This window comes from Achromobacter xylosoxidans, from assembly GCF_014490035.1.
Classification (GTDB): domain Bacteria; phylum Pseudomonadota; class Gammaproteobacteria; order Burkholderiales; family Burkholderiaceae_B; genus Achromobacter; species Achromobacter bronchisepticus_A.
Genome location: NZ_CP061008.1, coordinates 1,652,828 through 1,674,161, shown reverse-complemented (window position 1 = coordinate 1,674,161; position 21,334 = coordinate 1,652,828). Strand labels below are relative to the sequence as shown.

The following is a 21,334-nucleotide window of genomic DNA, read 5'->3' as shown; positions in this document are numbered from 1 at the left end:
GGCAAGCCGCTTGCGCAGAGCCGCATGGCTGCCATGTGCGTACCTTGCCGTCGTATCGGTCTATCGGTGCAATGACGCGTCAGGAGCCGCCCTGCGTTCGATGCGGCCGCTTCACCGACACCGTCCTGGGCACCGTGTACTCCAGCAAACCATCGACCCCGTTCTCGATGCCTATACCCGATTGCTTGTGCCCGGCCATGGGCTTGGAGGGCTTGAGAGTGTGGATCTGATTGACCCAGACAGTGCCGGTGTTCAATCGCAGTGCGACCCTGGTCGCGGCCGCGTGATCGCACCCCCACACCGACCCGCCCAAGCCATACTCGCTGTCGTTGGCCCGCGCAATCACTTCTTCCTCGTCGCGGAAACTGAGCAGCGGCAGGATCGGACCGAAAGGTTCCTCGCGCACCACGCGCGCCGTATCTGGCGGGTTGTCCACCAAGGTGATTGGAAAGAAATAGCCCTTCCCTTCGGGGACTTCTCCGCCGGCCAGAAAGCGGCAACCCTGGCTGCGCGTGTCCTCAAGCAAACGCTTCAGCCGCTCGAACTGACGGCGATTCTGCACGGGACCGAGCTGGACGCCCTCGACGTTGCCGGCCCCGAGCCGGGTTTCACGCGCCAGCCTCGCCAGCGCCTGCGCCATCCGGTCGTAAACATCTTCGTGGATGTACAAGCGCTTGATGGCAAGGCAGTACTGCGCGCTGTTGGCGAATGCCCCCCAGAAGATAAGGGGCGCAATCGCGTTGATATCGGCATCGGCCATGACGATGGCCGCGTCGTTTCCGCCGAGCTCAAGTGTCAGCCGCTTCAGGTTGCCTGCTGCGCTAGCCATCACAGCGCGACCGGTTTGCGTCGATCCGGTGAAGCTGATCTTGTCGATGCCCGGATGCTCTGACATCAGCGGACCCAGCGCGTCGGACCCGCTAATGACGTTCAGCACGCCCGGCGGCAACACGTCGCGCAGCAACTCGCCCAGCTTCAATGTCGCCAGCGGTGTAAACGGCGAAGGCTTCAGCACCATGGTATTGCCCGTGAGCAAGGCGGGCGCGATCTTCCAGATGGCCAACACCAGCGGGAAATTCCAGGGCACGATGCCGCCGACCACCCCTAGCGGCACGCGCAGCACCCTGACCAACTCTTCGGGCGACTCGGTGCTCACGTCGGCGGGAAAATCCAACCCAGCCGTCGCCGTGCACCAGAATGCGGCGGCCATTACCTCCTGGCGCGCGGCTGCAAGCGGTTTGCCTTGCTCCCGCGTCAACAACTGCGCCAACGTTTCCTGATTGGACACGATGACTTCACCCACCCGGGCGATCAACTTTCGCCGTTCTTCCAATGGCAGTCCGGCCCAGGCGGGCGCCGCGCGCCGCGCGCTGGCCACGGCTTCGTCCAACTGCCGCGGCGCAGCGTCGGGCGCGCGAGCCACGACCTGCTCCGTGGCCGGATCGAGCACCTCGATGCGCCTTGACGCATCTACGGCCTTGCCATCTATGGTCATACTGAATTCAATGGGATTTCCCATGGTGATTCGGACCTCAATGTTGCGGGCCTGGCAAAGCGTCCATCGGCCGCGCGTTGGCTGACGGCGCTCGCTACCGAGCGCCGTGACGAACAATCAGAGATCAAGCACAAGCAGCGGCGACTTGGCGCGCGAGCAACACGGGGTGAACTGGTCGCCGCTTGCATGCTCTTCGTCCGTAAGGAATACGTCGCGATGGTCCGCCACCCCTTCCACCAGCCGCATGACGCAAGAACCGCAGGAGCCCTCGCCGCAGGAGGTATAGATGTCGACACCCGCAGCAAGCAGCACGGACGCCACTGATTGGTCCGCGGGCACATGGAACAACTGGCCGGAACCGGCGAGCTTTACGTCGAAGGCAGTGTCCTGCGAGACATCCACGGCCTTGGCGCCGAAGTGCTCATACCGCACCCGATGCTTCGCGATGCCAGCCCCATCCGCCGCCCGGCAGACCCATTCGATGAAGCCGGCGGGACCGCAGACGTAGATCTCTTGCGTTGCGCCCGTTTGGGAAAACAGTTCATCCGGACGCAATCTCTGCTCATCGGGCTGGTCGTCATAGTGGAAGATGACGTTTGCGCTGAAGGCGGACTGGGCGATGCGGTCAAGAAAGGCCGCTTTCGATTGATTGCGAACGCAATAGTGCAAGGAAAATTCCGTCCCCGCCGCATGCAGGGTTTCCGCCATGCACAGCATGGGCGTAATGCCTATGCCTCCCGCGAGCAGGATGCTCGGGGCCTGCGGCTTGAGCGGGAAGTGGTTGCGCGGCATGCCGATCACAACGATGGCCCCCGGTTGCAGGGTTTCATGAATCGCAACCGAACCGCCACGCGACTGGGGATCCCGCAGGATGCCGATGACGTAGCGGTGCCGTTCCGACGGCGCGTTGCACAGCGAATACTGCCGCACAATGCCAGGAGCGATGTGTACATCTATGTGGGCTCCTGCCTCGAAAGGCGGCAGGTTGCCGCCGTCCAGAGCTTCCAGTTCCAGACTGATGATGTCGTCGGCTTCCTGCCGCCGGTGCGTAACGCGCACTGAACTCGTTACTTGAGATTGCATCGCTAATGCTCTACGGAATGAGGGGAAGAACCGCTAGTTCATGAAGCATCGAACAGGTAGATGCTTGGGGCCGCCGACGAAACGCGAGGCGCTCATGGTCATCTCGCCTGCCAGCTCTACACGCTGCAAGCGCGGAATCATCTCTTCGAACAGCAGGCGCATCTCCATCTTTGCCAGGTGTTGCCCCAGACAGATATGCGTTCCCAGCCCGAAGGCCAGGTGCCGATTCGGCTTGCGGTCAATGTCGAAAGCAAAGGGATTCTCGAAGGCTTCCTCGTCACGGTTGGCCGAGCCGTAGCACAGCATCAACCAGTCGCCCTTGCGAATCTGGCGGCCGCGGATTTCGGTGTCTGCCACGGCGGTACGCATGAAATGCCGCACCGGGGACGCCATGCGCACCGCTTCGTCAATGAACTGCGGGATCAGGCCAGGATTGGCTTGGAGCCTGGGCAAAAGCTCCGGATACTGGCCGAGCGCCCACATGGCAACCGCGGTCGACGACGAGGTCGTGTCGTGCCCTGCCGTGGCGATGATCACGTAGTAGCCCAATCGGCTGTCCTCGCTGATGGGGACGCCGTCTATGACCGCATTCGCAAGCAGCGTCGCCACATCATTGCGCGGATTCGCACGCCGGTCGGCCGTGACCTTTTCGAAGTACGCGCGGAAGTCGGCCACGATGGCCAGCGTGTACTTGGCCAGCGCCTCGGGATCGCTGGCGCGCGCCTGCCCCGCACGTTTGAGTTCGGGGTCTTCGCTGCCGAACAGCTCCTGCGTCAACAGCAGCATCCTGCTTTCGTCCTCGGGCGGCACGCCCAGGATGTCCATGATGACGTGCAGCGGATAATGCAGCGCAATCTCCGTGGCGAAATCGATGACCTCGCCGTCGGCGGCGGCAAGCTTGTCGACGGTACGGGCGGCCAGGTCGCGGATCCGCTCATCCAGCTTGAGTATGCTGTTCGGCATGAACCACGCCTGCGTCAGTGATCGCAGCCCCTTGTGCTCCTCGCCGTCGACATGCACCAGCGACCTGATGCCGCCGTTGTGGCTCCCGCTTACGGCCACGAGCTGCTGAATCGTCGCCTTGGGGGAACAGATAATGGCGTAGTCGCCATTGCGGAAAGTCTGGGTGTCGCGCGATATCGCGGACACGTCCGCATGCTTGGTGACGACCCAGAAAGGATCGAAGCCGTCGTTGATCGCTCGCCCCAACGGGTTGTTGGCACGCGCCCATGTGTAAGTGGCATGCAGTTCATCAATGTCGGCATAGACCTGAGCATCAACCAGGACTTTCGAGACATGGCCGGGCAGATCGAAATCGGTATGGTTCATGATGTGGGGCGGGAAGGTGGAAGGGTCGATTCGAGGGGCGATGCATTACTGGACGGCTGCGATCGTCCAATAGGCATAAACCACTCAATAAATCAGAATTCAAATTCTGATTCTATTATTGAGAGGCGCCGGCCCCTCTTCAATGCGGGGTTTCCCTAGGCCCGCTCAGCGCCAGGCAAAGCGCTCGTTACCGCCGCGCCTTCGGCAAACGGCGTCCGCCATAAGAGAGAGCAGTGACCTCGCTTGATTGTTAAGAGAGATATCGCCTGCTACTGCATAATGTTGCACTTCAGGTTGGATAGATGTTGCCATGGCCACCTCTCGATCACAGAAAGCAATTACCAAGACGACACGCGCCTCCGGGGAGCGAAAGGCTCCCCGCGCGGCTCCGAAATCACCAGCCGCTCCCCGCCCTCCCCAGCAATTGCGCAGCGAGGAGTCGCTGGCCAAGATGATTCGCGCTGGCAGAGAGTTGATAGAACGACATGCGAACCTGGACCTGGTGCTGATCAATGACGTAATACGTCTGGCGGGCACATCCATCGGCGCGTTCTATGGCCGCTTCCAAGACAAGGAAACCTTTCTAGCGGCAGTCCTGGACGCCGCGGTCGCGGAAACCCAGGCGGAAGCCGACAACCTGGTCTGGCAGGACGCCGTCTGGACCGAAGGCACCGCCTCCGATATGGTCGCGGCCCTAGTCGATTACTACGTCCGCGGCTGCCGCCAAAACCGGGGAATCTTCCAGGCTCTGCTAAAGGTTTTTTCGATGGACCGCCGGGAATCGAGTCCGCTGGTCGCCCTGAATCGCCATATGAGTGCCCTGTTCATACCCGCTCTGGCGCGAAAAATGCCGGTCCGGCCAGGCGAGGATGTCGAATTGGATATCCAGATCGCCATGCAGATGCTGTCGGGAACGCTCAGCGTCATGATGCTGACGGACCCGGGGCCGCTGCACCTCGCGGACGATGCAATCAAGCAGCAATTGACGGAAAGGATGCGGCGGATACTGCGCTTGGCCTGAAGACGGCCGCTTCGTGCGGCAGCCCGGCCGCACGCCTGTGCCAGCAGCAAAAAGGCCGTCAGCGACATGTCGTTGACGGCCTTTCTTTATTGGTCGGGGCGGTGGGATTCGAACTCACGACCCTCTGCTCCCAAATTAGAAACGCGCGAACATCAGCGAACGTCAGCGAACGAACAACCAACTGATTCATAAGGCTTTATCCAAATTTCCTTGTTCGTCGACGTTCGCTAATGTACGCTGACAGCCGCAAAAATGTTGTCCCATATGTTGTCCCATATGGCGCTTGAGGCAGAAGAACGGAGAGATTCGAGGAAATATGACGAGATACCCAAAACGCGGAAAAGGTGCGCGGTGGACCGTCAAAGAGCTGGAAGCGGTACCGGCGGAATGGGTCGGTGATCACCTGGCCGATGGAGACGGCCTAACTGGGGAGATCCGCATTCAGCGCGGCACGATGGCCGTGGTGTGGCGATACGCCTATCGCATGGGCGACAAGGTAAAGCGATTCTACTGCGGCTCATGGCCGGAGCGCACACTCGACGAGATCCGCTCCGCCAGGAACAAAGCGCGGGCGGACATTAAGGCGGGCCGCAATCCGTCAGACGTCCGCGACTTGGAAAACGCCCAGGTGCGGGAAGCTATGGCAGCTGAATCTGCCGCTGTAACCGCCGCTGAAGAAGAGGCCGCGACCGACGCCCTTTCGTTCCAAGAGATATATAAAAGCTGGCTGGAATCGGGAGTGAAGCGAGCAGATGGCAACACCGAAGTGAAGCGCATCGTTGAAAAAGACGTGCTTCCCTTGATCGGTGATACTCCCGTGCGATCAATTCGCGAGAAGGATATTGAGCGAGTGATCCGCTCGATTGTCGGCCGCGGTTGCAATCGGCTTGCCGAGGTGACCTACCAAATACTGGGCCAGATGTTCCATTGGGCAGAAAAGCGCCAACCATGGCGAAAGCTGCTTTCGGAAGGAAATCCGGTTGAGCTGGTTGAGCTCGGGGTGCTCCTGGCGGACGATTACGACCCGGATAACCCGCGCGAACGCGTTCTCCCGCCTATTGAGATTGTCGAGCTCCAGACTCGATACCGCGAGTTGGAGGAGCAGTATCTCGCTTCGGATGACAAGCGAAAGAGGAAGCCTCCATCCAAGGCGTTGCAGGCAGTTTCCTGGATCTGTTTGAGCACGCTATGCCGGATAGGGGAACTGCACCTAACCGAAATTACGCATCTCGATCTCCGAGAAGGTACCTGGTTCATTCCCAAGGCGAACGTCAAGGGCAGAAAATCACAGAAGCGCGACCATCTGGTCTTTCTGTCACCCTTCGCAGTCAAGCATTTCGAGACCCTTGTCAACCTGGCAGGATCATCCCGCTGGCTCCTACCTTCGCGCGACAATGATGACGCGGGGGTAGACCAACCGATGTATAAGCAGGCCTTTACTAAGCAAATCAAAGATCGGCAAGCCATGTTCAACGGAAAGCCCAAAGCACGTCGCGCTTCGGACAACTCCCTGGTGCTCGGCAAAGGCCAAAACGGCAATTGGACACCTCATGATTTACGGCGAACGGGGTCGACGATCATGGAGTCGCTAGGAATCGATCCAAACATCATCGACCGCTGCCAAAATCACGTCATTCACACGGGCAAGAACCGAGTCAGGCGGCACTACCAGCTCTACGACTACGCCGACGAGAAACATGCAGCATGGGCGAAGCTCGGCGAATATTTGGAAAGACTGCTGTCGGGAGCCGTGGCGCCGGCCGAGCTTCAAAAGCGGCTAACCGCCAAGCAGCTACTCGCAGCGTAAAAAAAACCGAAGACCGTTCGGTCTTCGGTTGTTGGACGCATGCGCGCAAGTCTAGATCCAGCCCATCTTGGCCATAGAGTGGCCGCTACCCGCCGCCACGATCACGTGGTCGACCAGCGAGACATTCACCAGAGCAACCGCTTCCTTCAAGCGCCGCGTAACCTGAACGTCCCCCTTGCTTGGCTGCGACGAGCCAGAGGGATGGTTGTGGGCAATCAAGATGGAGTGCGCGTTGTGCCGAATTGCCGCCTTCACGACCTCACGTGGATACACGCTGGTCTCCGACAGCGTGCCTCTGAACATTTCCTCGAAGGCGATCATTCTCAATTGCGCATCGAGGAACATTACGCCGAACACCTCGACGTCCGACAGCGCCAGCCGCGTCACGATATAGTCGATGGCGGCGGATGGCTTGGCCACTGGCAAGCGGCTACCCAGCGCCCCCTCCAATTGCTGCGCGGCCGCACGTAACAGCTCTTCCGGGCTTGCGACTCGATAACGGCCGCCCGCCTCGCGTACCACTGGTGCGTCTTGGACATCTTCCTGCACCCGCCTTTCTCCTGCCCACGCACTACTGAAACTTAGTTGCACTGCTCTCTCCAAAAGCGAGGGTCGCCAACCAACCCATTGGCGATCGGTCGTCAACAAAGGAAGGTGTCGAAACTGGCGTGACCATGCGCTGTTGGCTGTGGTCAGTGGTCAATGGCCAATGGTCAATGGTCATTATCTGGAGCCCACCACAAGAAGCCAGTGCCCAAGCTCTACCTGGCCGCCACGCTGCCGGGCATCCTGCTCACCGGGCTCTTCATCGCGCTGATCGTGGGCCTGTGTCTGTGGCGCCCGGGCCTGGCCGGCAAACGCCCCACAGTGAGCTGGGCCTAACGCATCGCGGCCCTGCCGCACCTGGTGCCGCCGCTGGCGATCTTCGCGCTGGTGATTGGCGTTATCTACGGCGGCGTCGCCACCGCCAGCGAATCGGCCGCGCTCGGCGTGGTGGCCGCCACCCTGCTGTGCGCCTACAAGCGCGTGTTGACGTGGGAAATGCTGGGCCGCGCCTCCGAAGCCACACTGCGCACCACCGGCATGATCATCCTGATCACCCTGGCCGCGTTCTTCCTGAACTTTGTGCTGTCCTCGATCGGTCTCACCACTCTGCTGGTGAACGCCGTGACCAGCCTGGACCTGCCGCCGCTGGGCATGATGCTGGGCATGATGCTGGCCATCATCCTGTTCTACATCCTGCTCGGCTGCTTCATGGACACGCTGGCCATGCTGGTCACCACCGCCCCGCTCACCGTGCCCATCGTCATTGCACTGGGCTACGACCCGGTGTGGTTCGGCGTGATGCTGATCGTGCTATGCGAAATGTGCCAGCTCACGCCCCCCTTCGGCATGAACCTGTTCGTGGTGCACAGCGTGCGCGGCCAGGGCAAATTCATGGACGTGGTGATGGGCGTGCTGCCGTTCCTCGCGATGCTGTTGCTGATGATCGTGCTACTTCTGGCAGTCCCGCAACTGGCTATGTGGCTACCCGACCAGATGGCCCACCTGTGAGCCCAGTTCCGTTAAGCCTAGTCCCGAGTTGGGGCGATGTTGAGCGAAACCGGTCGAAGTCCGCCTACGCAGATAAGAAAGGGCTCACGAAGCAGCCCTTTTGCCACCGGTAACGCAGTAAAACTGGACGGCAGCCGGTCGCCACAGTGGCGTATCATGCCTAAAATAGCGGTTCTACAGCTATATATCTATTTTGAGCGGATATGAAACTCTGCCACGCGCACAACCCTTTCCACCATCCCCACCGAACTATCTGGTTTTGGTGTCCTAGGTGAACGCTTAAAGCTATTTAGGGGCTGGCACGAAGTGGTGATCGCGTCTATGTGGCTTGCGACACCCGCAGCATCGGTTTGCATGCTTCTCAGCGGACGGTCGCCACTTCCGGCGAGGCCCGCACCCAATCGGTTCTGGGCTCTGCTTTACAATCAATTAGTGAGTGGTTGTGGCGCTTCTGCGCGCTCATTCTCACGCCTGTTTGCTGACCGAGTGGATAATTGACGACGGGAACAGCACAAAATTTAGGCTGCGCCGACACGTGGAACCAGTAAAGCAATTGGAAGTAGGAGTGGTCCTCTATCCCGCCGTCCAACAGGCGTCGGTGTTGGGGCTGACAGATCTGTTCTGTGTTGCTAACGCTTGCGCCGCCTCCTACGGAGCCCAATCCAACATCCCGCTAAGAGTCACCCATTGGGAGCAACCCGCGCCAGGAGTTGCGCCGGTGCGTGTCTTCGATAACGGAGCCAGTAGGGTGTCGATTTTGTCAGCATTGATACTACCGCCCTCCTTGGCCGAGCCAACGGGAGGAGCATCGGATTCGTCGCTCACTGCTTGGCGATGCGAACAGCATGGCAGAGGCGTCGTGATCGGTTCGGTATGCGCCGGCGCCTTTTTATTGGCGGAGACCGGGTTGATGACCGGCCGGCCCATGACCACCCATTGGACGTATGCCGACCTGCTCAAAAGTCGCTTTCCAGACGTCAACGTTGACGTTAACCGACTCATTATTGATGACGGCGATGTCATATCCGCCGGCGGCCTGATGTCTTGGACGGATCTAGGGTTGCGTCTAGTAGACAGGCTGCTGGGCCCAACCGTGATGCTTGCCACGGCGCGCATGATGCTAGTCGACCCTCCCGGTCGAGAGCAGCGTTACTACAGTGTGTTCTCGCCAAGACTTTCACATGGCGATGCCGCCGTATTGAAAGTGCAGCATTGGCTGCAAGCAACTCAGGGGAAGGAGACTAGGCTTCAAGTACTCGCCGAGCAAGCCAATCTTGAAGAGCGCACATTGCTTCGACGCTTTCAAAAGGCCACCGGCATGACGACCACTGAGTATTGTCAACATTTACGCGTCGGACGGGCTAAAGAACTGCTCCAATTCGACTCAGCGCCTATTGATCGGGTAGCGTGGGAAGTAGGATACAGCGACCCTGGCGCGTTTAGGAAGATTTTTGCGCGTATCGCCGGGCTATCCCCGAGCGCCTATCGCCGCAGATTTAGTGTCGGCAACGTCGGGGGGGCGGGCGGTACATCCAGAGAGTCGTAGGGCCAAGCCATACTTCAATTGGTGAACGTCTCACAGATAAATGTCGGTATCACCGCGGAATTTGTCGGCACTGCCACTACTCTCGGATATGCGCTTTGGGCGAACATGTCGACTCACTCTAGACCTTTCGGAGACGACCATGACAAAGCGCGGATTAATCGTTGTCGACCTGCAAAACGAATACCTATCTACTGGGAAGCTGCCCCTTTCCGGCATTGAAGCGGCGTCAACAAATGCAGCACGCGTGATCGCTCACGCACGGTCGAACGGCGAGCCCATCTTTCACGTCCGGCATGAATTCGCAAACAACGAAGCGCCGTTTTTTTTGCCTGGCACTGAGGGGGTGGAAATTCAGTCTGCCGTCGCCCCGCATGACGGGGAGCCCGTCATCGTGAAGAATCATATCAACTCGTTCCGCCAAACCGACCTCAAGCAGCAACTCGACAATCGAGGGGTCGAAGAAGTGGTTGTCGTCGGCGCTATGAGTCACATGTGCGTGGACGCGGTCGTTCGCGCTGCGGCCGATTTGGGTTACCCCGTCACCGTACTCCACGATGCTTGTGCCACGCTAGATCTGGAATTCAATGGCGTGAAGGTTCCCGCAACCCAGGTACATGCCGCAATGATGGCCGCCTTCGCATTCGGCTATGGCCAAGTCAAGTCGACTGACGAATACTTGGCGAACTGACTTAGCCCCTGTCTGCCATGATGGCATGATCTTGCTCGGTTCCGAGCCTCGGGAACACTAGCTGACTACGTTAGGCGCCAAAGAGGGCTCCAAACGCGGTTCATCTGAAGTAAGCCCCCTACAATCCTTCCGTAAGCGCCTGCTGAACACACCCTTGACGGTTCTGCTTATGCAGCAGGTTGCCACCGATGCGGCAGCAGCTCAGCGATCTGGCTGTTTTTCTGCGTGGGCAGGCGCGTGAGCACGTCCTTCAGATAGGCGTACGGGTCGTGCCCATTGAGCCGCGCCGACTGGATCAGGCTCATAATGGCGGCCGCACGCTGCCCGCCGCGCAGCGAGCCTGCGAACAACCAGTTCGAGCGCCCGATCGCCCAGGGCCGGATCTGGTTCTCCACCCAGTTGTTGTCGATCGGTGCATCGCCATCATCAAGATAGCGCGTGAGCGCCTCCCAGCGCTTGAGGCTGTAGTCGATGGCGCGTGCGGTACCCGAGCCATCGGGCACGCGCTGGCGCTGCGCGATCAGCCATCGATGCAAGGTCTCGGCGATCGGCCTGGCGCGATCCTGACGTATCCGCCTGCGCTCGTCGGCAGGCAGGTCGGCTACGTCCCGCTCTACGCCGTAGAGCGCGCCGAACAGATCCAGTGCCTCTCCGGCGATCTGGCTCTGGTGGCTCGCATGCAGGTCATGGAACTTGCGCCTGGCGTGCGCCATGCAGCCAAGTTCCTTGATGCCGGCAGCGAAGCCGGCCTTGTAGCCCACATAATCGTCGGTCACCAGTTTGCCGCGCCAATCTTGCAGGAACGTGCGGCAGTGCTCACCGGCCCGGCTTGGCGCGAAGTCGTAGAGCACTGCACGCAGGCTGTCGAACGAGGTCGGTGTGTATGCCCACAAGTAGGCCCGGTGCGTCTTGCCCGCGCCCGGATTGAGCATCTGCACTGGCGTCTCGTCGGCATGCAGCACGGGTTTGCCCAGCACCTCGGCCTTGAGCGCATCGACCAGCGGCTGCAACCGCAGCCCGCATACGCCGACCCACTCGCCCAGCGTCGAGCGCGGCAGCGCCAGACCGGCGCGCGCAAAGATGCCTTCCTGGCGGTATAGCGGCAGGTGGTCGGCGAACTTGGCCACCAGCACCTGCGCCAGAAGTCCCGCCGTCGGGATGCCCTTGTCGATGACCTGCGCGGGGACCGGCGCCTGCGTGAGCGTCTCGCAGTGCTCGCACACCCATTTGCCGCGGATGTGACGTTCGACCGTAAAGACGCCCGGCAGGTAATCCAGCTTCTCGCTGACGTCCTCGCCGATGCGCTTCAAGCCGCAGCCGCAGCGGCACGTCGTGGACGCCGGTTCGTGATGGATGTCGGTGCGCGGCAGTTCGGGCGGCAACCGCATGCGGCGCGGCGCTTGCGGCGGCGCAGGCTTGGCGGATATCGCCTCGCGCAGCGCGTTGACTTCCTCTTCGATAGCCGCCATGTCGGCATCCATCGTTTCTTCCAGAAGGCTTGCCTGCGCAGGGTTCAGTTGCTCGCTGCGCTTGCCGTAACGCCAGCGCTTGTACAGCGCCAGCTCCTGCATGAGCTGGTCGATGTGCGTCTGTTTGAAGTGCAGTACGCGATCCCGCTCGGCAACCACCGCATCGTGCGCCGCTATCTGGGCGTCACGCGCGGCCACCTCGCCCATCAGGCGTTCGGCCAACGCGCGCAGTTGCTGTGCGTCGAGGTGATCCAGGGATGCGGTACTCATGGCCCACAGTATGCCGCAGGGTTCGCAGCGGCGATATTGGCGTCTTGCCGGATTGTCCGGCGCTACAACACCGAGATCGCGCCTGCCGCGCCCACATGCTGCCAAGGCAGGCCCAGCACCAGCGCCTGCCACTGCTCACTGTCGACCGCGACGTGTGGGCCGCGCAGCGCATCGGCCCACACGAACTTGCCGCGGTTCAGCCGGCGCGCGGCCAGCCACACGCCGATCCCGTCATGTACCAGCACCTTCATGCGGTTGGCGCGCCGGTTTGCGAAGCAATAGGCGTGGTGCGGACGGGCCGAACCGAACACGGCCACCACCCGGGCCAGTGCCGTCTCGGTGCCGGCGCGCATGTCCAGCGGCTCGGTGGCCAGCCAGATCGCATCGACACGGATCACCGCAGCCACTCGCGTAGCCACGCCACACATGCGCCCGCTTCACTCACGGGCCATTGCACCGTCGCTTGCGCGGGACCGCGCGACAAGTGAATCTCGATGTGACGGCCTGACGAGGGCACCGCAGGCAACGCGACCGGCACGAACGTCGGCGCTACAGGGGCCTGCCGTTCGGCCTGGCGAATCCACTTATGCACCAGGTTCGCGTTCACGCCGTGTGACAGCGCCACGCCGGCAATGGAGGTTTCTGGCTGGCTGCACTGGGCCACGATCTGGGCCTTCAGCGCCTTCGGATAAGACCGACGCTTAGGAACCGGCGCTAATTCTGTCTTCGACATGGTGTCCACCTAAAAGTGGTGGACACTATCGAGGACAACGCACGCGCTCAATATGTGTTCGCCGGGCGCTTACGCCCAATTCCTCCTGGCTGATCCCGATCTGACTGACTTGTGCCCAGGAGGTGTGTTTTGACCGCGCTTGGACTGCCACTACTCGAGCAAGGAGATGCCGAAGCCGTAACTCAGGTTCGTCACTGCTGTATTGGAGCAGCGCCTCGGCAATGCCGCCCAGAAAGCGCATCCGCCATAAGCGAACACTTGATTCCGATTGTCAGAACCACTTGAACCGACATTGATAATGCGCCGTAAAATCAGCAACTTGAAAAATGCCTCACTTGAGGCTCAATTGTTGGCGCGGAGCGCCTGGTGTGGATCCGTGAAATGGTGCACGGGCTGTATCGGCCAGTCTGGGCGCAAGCACGTTTGGCGGATGGGCGTCGGGTTTCGGTCATCGCTTTCGTCGCCGAAACGACGCACCCCCAATATCGTGCGACAGATGAACTCAACGCGGTTGCCGCCGATGTCGCCATGGCAAGCGGCCCACTCGGGAGTAATCGTGAATATTTGACTCGTCTGGACGACGCGCTCGCCCGCTGGGGGATCCACGACCCACATGTGAGCGACCTTGTGCAGCGGGTCAAGGTGCGAGTTTGGTAACGGAATGCCAAAAACCACGCGAACTCGGCAATGGGCTGCCAAGCCACCCGCTTAACAAAGCCCCAAGCGCAACCCGATTTCACAGCCGATTGGGCATACTTCCATGCGTTCTGTCGCGACGTTCGAATTCTTCGGACGACTGTTGATGTGCAGCGCGCCAATCGCATCAACAGTCCTGTCTGGGCCGGCTGCCGGAAGGCATCGGTCTAGGCGTGGAGGTCGACTTCGGGACAAAGACGTTCTATCAGTCGCCTCCTCGCGCCTAGATCGGCTATCCTAGTGCAAACACCAGGCGAGGCTCCGACTTTTCCTGCAATGCCTCGCGCGTAACGCCGGGCGCCAGCTCTTTTACAACCAGCCCTTCGTCGGTGATGTCCATCACCGCCAGGTCGGAAATGATCCTGTGCACCACGCTACGACCGGTCAGCGGCAAAGAGCACTGATCCAGAATTTTCATCGCACCGTCACGCGTGTTGTGTTCCATGAGCACAATGACCCGGCGCGCGCCACCAACAAGATCCATGGCCCCGCCCATGCCTTTGACCATCTTGCCGGGGATCATCCAGTTTGCAAGGTCTCCCTGCGCGCTGACCTGCATGGCTCCCAGGATCGTAAGGTCCATATGGCCGCCTCGGATCATGGCGAACGACATGGAAGACGAACAGATGGATGCGCCAGGCGCTGTTGTCACCGTCTGCTTGGCCGCGTCGATAAGGTCCGGGTCGATTTCGTCCTCATAAGGGGGCGGCCCGATGCCGATCAGTCCGTTTTCGGACTGCAACCATACTTGCATGCCGTCAGGCACGTATTGCACCACTTTCGTGGGTAAGCCTATTCCCAGATTCACGTAGTCGCCGTCGTGCAGTTCCTGTGCGGCGCGCGCTGCCATTTGGTCATGTGTCCAAGCCATCGCAAATTCTCCTTACTGCGGCCGTGAACGGAAACTCTTGCGCTCGATGCGCTTTTCCGGGTTGGGTACGACGACGATACGATCGACGAAGATTCCTGGCAGATGCACATCGTCAGGATCGATCTCGCCCTCTTCCACCAGTTCTTCCACTTCGGCGATCGTCACCGCTCCCGCCATTGCCACGTCGGGATTGAAGTTTCGAGCTGTGCGTGCAAAGACAAGGTTGCCTGCTCGATCTGCACGCTTTGCTTTCACCAGCGAGACATCCGGCCGGAGCGCCAACTCCATGATGTAGGTCTGGCCACCGAACTGCCTGGTCTCTTTGCCTTCCTCGACGACAGTGCCGACGCCAGTCCTGGTGAAAAACGCGGGAATTCCGGCGCCGCCTGCGCGCAAACGCTCCGCAAGCGTCCCTTGAGGGTTGAACTCCAGCTCCAGTTCGCCACTCAAGTACTGTCTTTCGAATTCCTTGTTCTCGCCAACGTACGACGCGATCATGCGCTTCACCTGGCGCGACTGCAGTAGTAGCCCCAGACCGAAGTCATCAACGCCAGCGTTGTTGCTGATGCAAGTCAGATTGCCGACGCCGCTGTCACGCATCCCTTCTATCAATGCTGAAGGAATGCCGCACAGGCCGAAACCCCCGACAGCTATCGTTTGGCCGTTCGTGATGACCCCGTCCAGGGCGTCGGCCACATCTCCATATATCTTTCTCATTCTCTAACCGAAGTAAATGGGGTTGAGTGGGTGGTAACCCCCCAGATACTAGGGATTCGATGCGGCCGGAACAATGGATTTGCCGCAACCTTATTGTGCAATTCTGCACAGCGATCAAGCGGACGGGTGGAACAGCTCCGGCTGCGATTCGACCTGTTCACGGATAAATCGCCAAGCGAACTGGTAGCGTTTGATCCGCAGCAGATCTTCGGGCGCCGCAATCCATAAGCTCCGCGTAATGAGGGGCTTATCAGGAAAAACGCTGATGAGGTCGCCGCTATTCACGTTTGCGACATAGGGCGTAAGCAAGACAAGCCCCAGCCCAGCCGCTGCGGCCGAGCGCTGTGCAAGCACGCTGTTCGAGCTGAAACATCGATTCGGTTCCAGGACGAGCTCTTCAAGCACGCGATAGCGCTCACTGACCGAACCATCATGGATGTAGTCCAGGAAATCGTGCTGAGCGACGTCGCTGAGTTCACGTATTGGAGGATGGGCGTCCCGGTAGGCAGGAGAGCAATAAAGGAAGTAGTCGATCTGCGCCAGCTTCGCGACCTTGTATCGCCCCATCTGCGGCGGATCAAGCGTCACCAGGATTTCGACTTCCCTGGTCACAAGGCTGGGGAATTGGGGCTGGGCCATCAGTTCAATGCGCAGTCCGGGATGTTTCTGGCGCAACTGCGCCATCCCCGGGGCAAGCACGTGGATACCAAATGCTTCCGGTGTTCCAACGCGAACATTGCCTTTGATGAAGTCGGCCGCCTCCAGGCTTTCTTCCACAGCGGCCAACAGCGCGCTTTCCATTTTTTCCGCGTGAGGAATCAGCGCATGGCCAGCATCGGTCAGCGAATAGCCGCTGCGGCGTCGGTCAAACAAGACCACGCGCAAGGTCGCTTCCAGCCGGTCGATCCGCCGCGAAACAGTGGAGTGCTCGATCCCGAGCTTCTCCCCCGCATCGGAGATCGTGCCCAGCCGTGCGACAGCCAGAAAAACTTTGAGGTCGTTCCATTCGGGGTGCGTATCCATGGCTCATTGTGCATCAGCGCACACTAAGGGTGCAACGGTGGTCTTTGATAAAGCAAGTGCGGATCGCACAATTGCGCCAGCAGTTACGCAGAAAGGCACGCGTCATATCGGCGCAGAAGAACGCGGACGGCCGACAAACGGCCGCCCAATCACGTACCTGAAGTTGGAGTCGAGGATGACAGAAAACCTTCGTTATCAGAACTACACGGCGATTGAATTCGACCGTCCGCTTGACCGTGTTCTGCGCCTGACGCTGAACAACCCCGAGCGCATGAATTCCCTGGATTCCCGGGGGCACGCCGAACTGGCGGAGGTATGGCGCGAGATCGACACCGATCCCGAGGTCAGCGCCGTGATCATCCGCGGAGCCGGGCGTGCGTTCTCGGCTGGTGGTGATTTCCGCATGCTCGAAGAGATCAACGACGATTTCAAGGCCAGGGCCCGTGTCTGGCGAGAAGCCCGAGACCTGGTCTACAACATCATCAACTGTTCGAAACCTATCGTCTCCGCCATTCATGGCCCGGCGGTGGGCGCGGGTCTGGTGGCGGCTCTGCTGGCCGACATCTCGATTGCAGCGAAATCGGCCCGCATTGTGGACGGCCACACCAAGCTGGGCGTCGCCGCAGGCGACCATGCGGCCATCATCTGGCCCTTGCTTTGCGGGATGGCCAAGGCCAAATACCACCTGATGTTGTGCGAACCCGTGAGCGGCGCGCAGGCCGAAGCGCTGGGTCTCGTGTCGTTGTGCGTTGAGGACGACGCGCTTCAAGACAAAGCCCTTGAGATCGCCGGGAAGCTCGCGGCAGGCGCGCCGGGTGCGATGCGGTGGACCAAGTACGCCCTGAACAATTGGCTGCGTCAGGCCGGACCCATTTTCGATACCTCGCTGGCGCTGGAGTTCATGGGCTTCGGAAGCCCCGAGGCGCGGGAGGGAGTGAGCGCATTGCAAGAGCGCCGCGCTCCCCGGTTCGACCTGGACCTGGGTGTCTAGGCGGAGCAGCGCTCATGAAATCCATCAAAACAGTCGCCTTCATCGGCGCCGGCAACATGGGTGCGCCAATGGCGCGCTGCGTTCGGCGTGGAGGTTTTGACCTCATCATCTGCGACCGCAGTGCCGCCGTACGCGAGAGCTTTGCCCGTGAAGGCGTCGCCACAACTTCTGAAGTGAAGGATTGCGCTGGAGCGGACGCGATCATTGTGCTGCTCGCCAATGACGCTCAAATTACAGACGCCCTGCTTGGCGACGGCGGACTGGTTCACGCCATTCCCAGCGGCCACCAGCCCATCGTGTGCATGATGAGCACCACGCTGCCCGCTACCCTGCGCACGCTGGAGGCGCCGCTCGCTGTAGCCGGCGCCCACCTGCTCGACGCGCCGGTGAGCGGCGGCGTCGTGGGCGCACAAGAAGGAACGCTCACGATCATGGTGGGCGGAGCCGTATCCGACGCCGAACTGGCCAGGCCATTGATGCAGGCTATGGGTAGCCGAATTTTCCACTGCGGCGCGTTGGGATCTGCGCAGGTCGCCAAGATCATCAACAACATGGTCTGCGTGGCAAATATCTATTTGACCGCTGAAGCCATCGAACTGGCTCAGGCGCATGGCGTTTCCCTTGAGAGCTTCGCGCCCATCCTGGACGTCAGTACCGGAAGGAACTTTCTGACTGCCAACGCGGCCCTGGGCCGCGCGCAATTCCGCGCGTGGTCGCCGACGGAAGACGCCTACCCGGACATCCACCGAATCGTCGCGAAGGATCTGCACCTGGCCTTGGCACTGAGCGAGCAGGCAGGCATTGCGCCCGGACTGCTCAAGCAGGTGTCGAGTTACGTGGACAACCACGGCCCCAACGAAGCCACGCGCTGGACCAGCGCCGGACGTACACCTCAGTCGGGCTAAAGACATACCGGGAATCCGGTAAAAGCCGGCACGCGCCGGGAATCACTACACCTATAAATACGGAGAAGACAAGATGAAGAACCTCAACTGCGTTCTTACGGCTGTGACTTTGGCGACGGCGTCGCTCACGTCCGGCGCCGCATTCGGACAGGACACCAAGACCTTGATATTGGGCGTATCTGCGCCGATGTCAGGCGCCGCTGCAACGTGGGGGCTTGGACAGGAATGGACCGCCAAGCAGGCCGCCAAGGAAATCAATGACGCCGGCGGCGTGAAGATCGGCGGCACCACCTATAAATTTGAAGTCCGTGCCTACGACAACAAATACAACGCCGCGGAAGGGACCAAGGTCGCGCAGAACATCGTGAATCGCGACAAATCCCGCTACGTGGTCGGCAGCATCGGCACCGCGCCGATTCTGGCTTTGCAGTCGCTCACCGAGCGGAACCAGGTCATTCTGTTCACCTCGGCCTGGGGCAAGACCGTCAAGGGACCAACCAAGCCCTACACCTTGACCCAATCGACCACGCCGTTCGAAATCCTGGAACCCCTGTATGCCTACGTAAAGGCCAAACACGGCTCCATCAAGACCGTTGCCATGCTCAATCCCAACGACGCGACCGGCAAGGAGACCGAACCGGTCGCCCAGAAGGCTTGGGAAAAGCTTGGCGTGAAGGTGGTGTCAGTCAACTGGTACGAACGCGGCACCACGCAATTCCAGCCCATTGCGCAAAAACTCGCGGCGGTGATGCCGGACGTCATTGACCTGGGCGTTGCTCCCCCGGCCGATGCAGGCGTGCTCTTCCGCGAACTGGCCGTACTCGGATGGGACGGTGTCAAGGTTCAGCCGGTGGGCACGGGGGCAGCGCAGCTCGTGGACATTGGCGGTCAAGCAGCTAACGGGGTGTACATGGGCTTTTCGGGCGATTACGCCGGACAGCAGGCAACCAGCAAGCAACGTGAGCTCAACGAAGGCATGAAAAAGGCCGTCGGGGAATCACTCAACCCGCTGCAGCTCGCACCCTACGACTCTGTGTACGCCCTCAAGGCGGGCATGGAAGCCGCGCAAAGCATCGAACCTGCCGAGATTCTGAAGGTCATGCCCAAGATCGTCTTTGACACGTCGTACGGCAAGACGGCGTTCGGTGGCGAGGCGACCTACGGTTCGCCTCAGCAGATGCTCATCCCGGTCATGATCACGCAGATTCAAGACGGAAAGCTCGTGGAAGTTGAGCGCGTGGTGCCGGAAGAGCTGCAAAAGCGCCTGGCGCAAGGCAAGTAATCAGAACGCTGGACGGCGATAAGTCGGGGGAGACAAGTTGGACGTTTACATGCAATTAATCATGAACAGTATGCAGATCGCCGCGGCGTACATCCTGTTCTCGTTGGGCTTGACGCTGATCTTCGGCGTCATGCGAATCGTCAACTTCGCACACGGAGAGTTCTTTACGCTGCCGCTGCTGGTGATGGGAGTGACAGTCCCGTTCCTGATCAGCGAGCAGTTGCCGCTTTTTGCGTCCTATGCGCTGAGCGGAGTGCTTGGGATCGCCTTGACGCTGCTACTGGGGGGGGTGATCTACAAGTTCGCCCTCCAGCGGTTCCAGCGCGACATGACCGGCTCCTTTGTGGTGTCGGTCGGCCTCTCGCTGTTGCTGCAAGGCATATTCCTGGAATCCTTCGGCGGCGTTCCCAACAAGCTCCCCGCGCTGGTCGAAGGAACGGTGAACATCATGGGCGCCTACATCACCATCCAGCGCCTGATCATCACCTGCTGCGCACTGCTGGTGGCCGCTCTCATGTGCTGGACCATCGCGTCAAGCCGTCTGGGAAAGGCACTGCGCGCGGTCTCGGAAGACCATGAGGCTGCGATGCTGCAGGGCATCCCGTACCGACGGATCGCCCTGGCCGGCTTTTTCATCGCGACCTCGCTCGCGGCGATCGCCGCAGTACTGCTATCGCCCGTGACCGTTTCCAGCCCGATCATCGGCAGCGACTATCTCATCCGGGGTTTCATCGCGATCGTCATCGGCGGGCTGGGCAGCATACCCGGCGCAATCCTGGGCAGCCTGCTGATCGCCGTCATCGAAAGCCTGGGCGGCTACTACTTCGATCCCACCTGGGCCACGATCACGATGTTCGTCCTGACCATGTTTGTACTTCTCGTTCGTCCGGAGGGAATTCTCGGCAATGGCTAAATCGCTACTCACCCCTGCAATCGCCTCGGTCGGCCTGGTGGCGATCGCCGCCAGCCTGCTTCAGGGCGGCGGCCTGGCCGCCAGCCTGGTCCTGTGGCTGGCCGTCAACGTGCTGATTACCGCCAGCTTCCGCTTTGTCACCTTGATCGGTGAACTGAATTTTGCCGTCGCCGGCTTTGTGGGCCTAGGCGCCTATATGGCGGGTGTCGGGAGCGTCACGTTCAACTGGCCCTTCCTGCTCACGCTGGTGGCAAGCGCAGTCTTCGCCGGCCTGATCAGCCTTGTGTTCGGCTACATCACGCTGCGCGCCAAGGGCCCCTATTTCATGCTGATCGGCTTCGCTTTCACCGAAGTGATCCGCATGATCTACACCAAGACCGAAGCCATCGGAGGGAGCTCCGGCATGGTGGGTATCTTTCCGCCGGCCTACCTGGACGGCTACTTGCCCGCCCTGGTCGTCGCCGTGGTGCTCGCACTGCTCTGGGCGCTCTGGTTCATCGAGAAATCCGATTTCGGCAAAGTCCTTGTGGCCATCCGCAATAACGACGCCATCGTCGAGACCGTCGGCATCAACGTGCATCTGACCAAGGTGCTGTGCCTGGGTGTTTCTTCGTTCGTTGCCGGCATTGCCGGTGCGCTACTGGCTTACTCGAACAACGTCATCAGTCCGGGGGATTTTGGCTTCCTGCTGGCGGTATACGCGCTGGCCTATCTGAAGGTGGGCGGCGAATCCCACATCCTGGGCGCGGTCGTCGGCGCCATCGTTTTGACGCTGCTCGGCCAGTTCGCCCTGAGCTTCGGCCCCTACGAGCACATCTTCTACGGAGCCGCCATCGTGATCTCGGTGCTGCTGATGCCGGGGGGCCTGATCGGCCTGGGCCGCCACCTCAACAAGCGCGCGCCTGGGCTGACTGCCGCGGCGAAGCCCCACGCCTGAGGTC

The 21,334-nt window shown here is 60.6% G+C and carries 22 protein-coding genes; 12 read left to right on the top strand and 10 right to left on the bottom strand.

Annotated elements, in window-relative coordinates:
* Positions 1 to 79: 79 nt before the first annotated feature.
* From IAG39_RS07815 to IAG39_RS07805, 3 genes are all read right to left on the bottom strand, one after another.
* Entirely contained in the window at positions 80 to 1,519 is a 1,440-nt protein-coding gene (locus tag IAG39_RS07815; RefSeq protein WP_118934705.1) for an aldehyde dehydrogenase family protein, read from the bottom strand.
* Positions 1,520 to 1,612: 93 nt separating this feature from the next.
* Positions 1,613 to 2,578: a PDR/VanB family oxidoreductase gene (locus IAG39_RS07810; protein WP_118934707.1), complete on the bottom strand. Its 966-nt coding sequence runs from the start codon at positions 2,576 to 2,578 to the stop codon at positions 1,613 to 1,615.
* A gap of 33 nt (positions 2,579 to 2,611) precedes the next feature.
* Positions 2,612 to 3,907 carry a cytochrome P450 gene (locus tag IAG39_RS07805; RefSeq protein WP_118934709.1) on the bottom strand — a complete coding sequence of 432 codons (1,296 nt, stop codon included), beginning with the start codon at positions 3,905 to 3,907 and terminating at the stop codon, positions 2,612 to 2,614.
* A 310-nt stretch (positions 3,908 to 4,217) separates the two neighbouring features.
* Here IAG39_RS07805 and IAG39_RS07800 point away from each other — a divergent pair, with 310 nt between their 5' ends.
* Complete coding sequence (locus IAG39_RS07800) at positions 4,218 to 4,928, top strand: TetR/AcrR family transcriptional regulator (RefSeq protein ID WP_223283370.1); 711 nt, start codon at positions 4,218 to 4,220, stop codon at positions 4,926 to 4,928.
* 316 nt (positions 4,929 to 5,244) lie between these two features.
* Positions 5,245 to 6,735 carry a tyrosine-type recombinase/integrase gene (locus IAG39_RS07795; RefSeq protein WP_050731162.1) on the top strand — a complete coding sequence of 497 codons (1,491 nt, stop codon included), beginning with the start codon at positions 5,245 to 5,247 and terminating at the stop codon, positions 6,733 to 6,735.
* Positions 6,736 to 6,786: 51 nt separating this feature from the next.
* Here IAG39_RS07795 and IAG39_RS07790 read toward each other — a convergent pair whose 3' ends face one another.
* Entirely contained in the window at positions 6,787 to 7,284 is a 498-nt protein-coding gene (locus IAG39_RS07790; RefSeq protein ID WP_158218690.1) for a JAB domain-containing protein, read from the bottom strand.
* A 201-nt stretch (positions 7,285 to 7,485) separates the two neighbouring features.
* Between IAG39_RS07790 and IAG39_RS31515 the strand changes: the two genes are divergently transcribed.
* From IAG39_RS31515 to IAG39_RS07775, 4 genes are all read left to right on the top strand, one after another.
* A complete protein-coding gene (locus IAG39_RS31515) occupies positions 7,486 to 7,617 on the top strand; it encodes a hypothetical protein (RefSeq protein WP_255593405.1) in 132 nt (43 codons plus the stop codon).
* Between the two features lie 24 nt (positions 7,618 to 7,641).
* Complete coding sequence (locus IAG39_RS07785) at positions 7,642 to 8,289, top strand: TRAP transporter large permease subunit (RefSeq protein ID WP_050731214.1); 648 nt, start codon at positions 7,642 to 7,644, stop codon at positions 8,287 to 8,289.
* 436 nt (positions 8,290 to 8,725) lie between these two features.
* Positions 8,726 to 9,835 (top strand): GlxA family transcriptional regulator, encoded by a 1,110-nt coding sequence (locus tag IAG39_RS07780; RefSeq protein ID WP_313389332.1) that lies wholly within the window; start codon positions 8,726 to 8,728, stop codon positions 9,833 to 9,835.
* 139 nt (positions 9,836 to 9,974) lie between these two features.
* A complete protein-coding gene (locus IAG39_RS07775) occupies positions 9,975 to 10,523 on the top strand; it encodes a cysteine hydrolase family protein (protein WP_088591327.1) in 549 nt (182 codons plus the stop codon).
* Between the two features lie 167 nt (positions 10,524 to 10,690).
* On the opposite strand, the gene tnpC is transcribed toward IAG39_RS07775, so the two are convergent.
* The 3 genes from tnpC to tnpA form a co-directional block, all read right to left on the bottom strand.
* Positions 10,691 to 12,262 (bottom strand): IS66 family transposase, encoded by a 1,572-nt coding sequence (gene tnpC, locus IAG39_RS07770; RefSeq protein ID WP_026385305.1) that lies wholly within the window; start codon positions 12,260 to 12,262, stop codon positions 10,691 to 10,693.
* A 62-nt stretch (positions 12,263 to 12,324) separates the two neighbouring features.
* Entirely contained in the window at positions 12,325 to 12,681 is a 357-nt protein-coding gene (gene tnpB / locus IAG39_RS07765; RefSeq protein WP_158218705.1) for an IS66 family insertion sequence element accessory protein TnpB, read from the bottom strand.
* On the bottom strand, positions 12,657 to 12,995 hold the full coding sequence (gene tnpA, locus IAG39_RS07760) for an IS66-like element accessory protein TnpA (protein WP_050729651.1): 339 nt from the start codon (positions 12,993 to 12,995) through the stop codon (positions 12,657 to 12,659). Before tnpA ends, tnpB begins: the two co-directional genes overlap by 25 nt.
* Positions 12,996 to 13,361: 366 nt before the next feature.
* On the opposite strand from tnpA, the gene IAG39_RS07755 reads away from it, so the two are divergent.
* Positions 13,362 to 13,652, top strand: a complete 291-nt coding sequence (locus IAG39_RS07755; RefSeq protein WP_234818441.1) for a gamma-glutamylcyclotransferase — start codon at positions 13,362 to 13,364, stop codon at positions 13,650 to 13,652.
* Positions 13,653 to 13,923: 271 nt separating this feature from the next.
* Here IAG39_RS07755 and IAG39_RS07750 read toward each other — a convergent pair whose 3' ends face one another.
* The 3 genes from IAG39_RS07750 to IAG39_RS07740 all read right to left on the bottom strand — a co-directional run bounded on the left by IAG39_RS07750 (position 13,924) and on the right by IAG39_RS07740 (position 16,302).
* On the bottom strand, positions 13,924 to 14,562 hold the full coding sequence (locus tag IAG39_RS07750; RefSeq protein WP_012248168.1) for a CoA transferase subunit B: 639 nt from the start codon (positions 14,560 to 14,562) through the stop codon (positions 13,924 to 13,926).
* A gap of 12 nt (positions 14,563 to 14,574) precedes the next feature.
* Complete coding sequence (locus IAG39_RS07745) at positions 14,575 to 15,279, bottom strand: CoA transferase subunit A (RefSeq protein WP_012248167.1); 705 nt, start codon at positions 15,277 to 15,279, stop codon at positions 14,575 to 14,577.
* 114 nt (positions 15,280 to 15,393) lie between these two features.
* Positions 15,394 to 16,302 (bottom strand): LysR family transcriptional regulator, encoded by a 909-nt coding sequence (locus IAG39_RS07740; RefSeq protein ID WP_050729652.1) that lies wholly within the window; start codon positions 16,300 to 16,302, stop codon positions 15,394 to 15,396.
* 175 nt (positions 16,303 to 16,477) lie between these two features.
* On the opposite strand from IAG39_RS07740, the gene IAG39_RS07735 reads away from it, so the two are divergent.
* The 5 genes from IAG39_RS07735 (at position 16,478) to IAG39_RS07715 (ending at position 21,330) form a co-directional block, all read left to right on the top strand.
* Positions 16,478 to 17,293, top strand: a complete 816-nt coding sequence (locus IAG39_RS07735; RefSeq protein WP_050729653.1) for an enoyl-CoA hydratase/isomerase family protein — start codon at positions 16,478 to 16,480, stop codon at positions 17,291 to 17,293.
* A gap of 14 nt (positions 17,294 to 17,307) precedes the next feature.
* Entirely contained in the window at positions 17,308 to 18,198 is an 891-nt protein-coding gene (locus IAG39_RS07730; RefSeq protein ID WP_012248164.1) for an NAD(P)-dependent oxidoreductase, read from the top strand.
* A 73-nt stretch (positions 18,199 to 18,271) separates the two neighbouring features.
* Positions 18,272 to 19,480 (top strand): ABC transporter substrate-binding protein, encoded by a 1,209-nt coding sequence (locus IAG39_RS07725; RefSeq protein ID WP_050729654.1) that lies wholly within the window; start codon positions 18,272 to 18,274, stop codon positions 19,478 to 19,480.
* A 49-nt stretch (positions 19,481 to 19,529) separates the two neighbouring features.
* Positions 19,530 to 20,393 (top strand): branched-chain amino acid ABC transporter permease, encoded by an 864-nt coding sequence (locus IAG39_RS07720; protein WP_118932920.1) that lies wholly within the window; start codon positions 19,530 to 19,532, stop codon positions 20,391 to 20,393.
* Positions 20,386 to 21,330, top strand: coding sequence for a branched-chain amino acid ABC transporter permease (locus IAG39_RS07715; protein ID WP_088591536.1), 945 nt, complete (start codon positions 20,386 to 20,388; stop codon positions 21,328 to 21,330). The genes IAG39_RS07720 and IAG39_RS07715 overlap by 8 nt, the downstream gene beginning before the upstream one ends.
* Positions 21,331 to 21,334 lie beyond the last annotated feature (4 nt).

Excerpts from the sequence above, each read along its gene's own strand:
- IAG39_RS07815 (WP_118934705.1), bottom strand. The coding sequence starts at position 1,519 with ATGGGAAATCCCATTGAATTCAGTATGACCATAGATGGCAAGGCCGTA.
- IAG39_RS07810 (WP_118934707.1), bottom strand. The coding sequence starts at position 2,578 with ATGCAATCTCAAGTAACGAGTTCAGTGCGCGTTACGCACCGGCGGCAG.
- IAG39_RS07805 (WP_118934709.1), bottom strand. The coding sequence starts at position 3,907 with ATGAACCATACCGATTTCGATCTGCCCGGCCATGTCTCGAAAGTCCTG.
- IAG39_RS07800 (WP_223283370.1), top strand. The coding sequence starts at position 4,218 with ATGGCCACCTCTCGATCACAGAAAGCAATTACCAAGACGACACGCGCC.
- IAG39_RS07795 (WP_050731162.1), top strand. The coding sequence starts at position 5,245 with ATGACGAGATACCCAAAACGCGGAAAAGGTGCGCGGTGGACCGTCAAA.
- IAG39_RS07775 (WP_088591327.1), top strand. The coding sequence starts at position 9,975 with ATGACAAAGCGCGGATTAATCGTTGTCGACCTGCAAAACGAATACCTA.
- tnpC (WP_026385305.1), bottom strand. The coding sequence starts at position 12,262 with ATGAGTACCGCATCCCTGGATCACCTCGACGCACAGCAACTGCGCGCG.
- tnpA (WP_050729651.1), bottom strand. The coding sequence starts at position 12,995 with ATGTCGAAGACAGAATTAGCGCCGGTTCCTAAGCGTCGGTCTTATCCG.
- IAG39_RS07750 (WP_012248168.1), bottom strand. The coding sequence starts at position 14,562 with ATGGCTTGGACACATGACCAAATGGCAGCGCGCGCCGCACAGGAACTG.
- IAG39_RS07745 (WP_012248167.1), bottom strand. The coding sequence starts at position 15,279 with ATGAGAAAGATATATGGAGATGTGGCCGACGCCCTGGACGGGGTCATC.
- IAG39_RS07740 (WP_050729652.1), bottom strand. The coding sequence starts at position 16,302 with ATGGATACGCACCCCGAATGGAACGACCTCAAAGTTTTTCTGGCTGTC.
- IAG39_RS07735 (WP_050729653.1), top strand. The coding sequence starts at position 16,478 with ATGACAGAAAACCTTCGTTATCAGAACTACACGGCGATTGAATTCGAC.
- IAG39_RS07730 (WP_012248164.1), top strand. The coding sequence starts at position 17,308 with ATGAAATCCATCAAAACAGTCGCCTTCATCGGCGCCGGCAACATGGGT.
- IAG39_RS07725 (WP_050729654.1), top strand. The coding sequence starts at position 18,272 with ATGAAGAACCTCAACTGCGTTCTTACGGCTGTGACTTTGGCGACGGCG.
- IAG39_RS07720 (WP_118932920.1), top strand. The coding sequence starts at position 19,530 with ATGCAATTAATCATGAACAGTATGCAGATCGCCGCGGCGTACATCCTG.
- IAG39_RS07715 (WP_088591536.1), top strand. The coding sequence starts at position 20,386 with ATGGCTAAATCGCTACTCACCCCTGCAATCGCCTCGGTCGGCCTGGTG.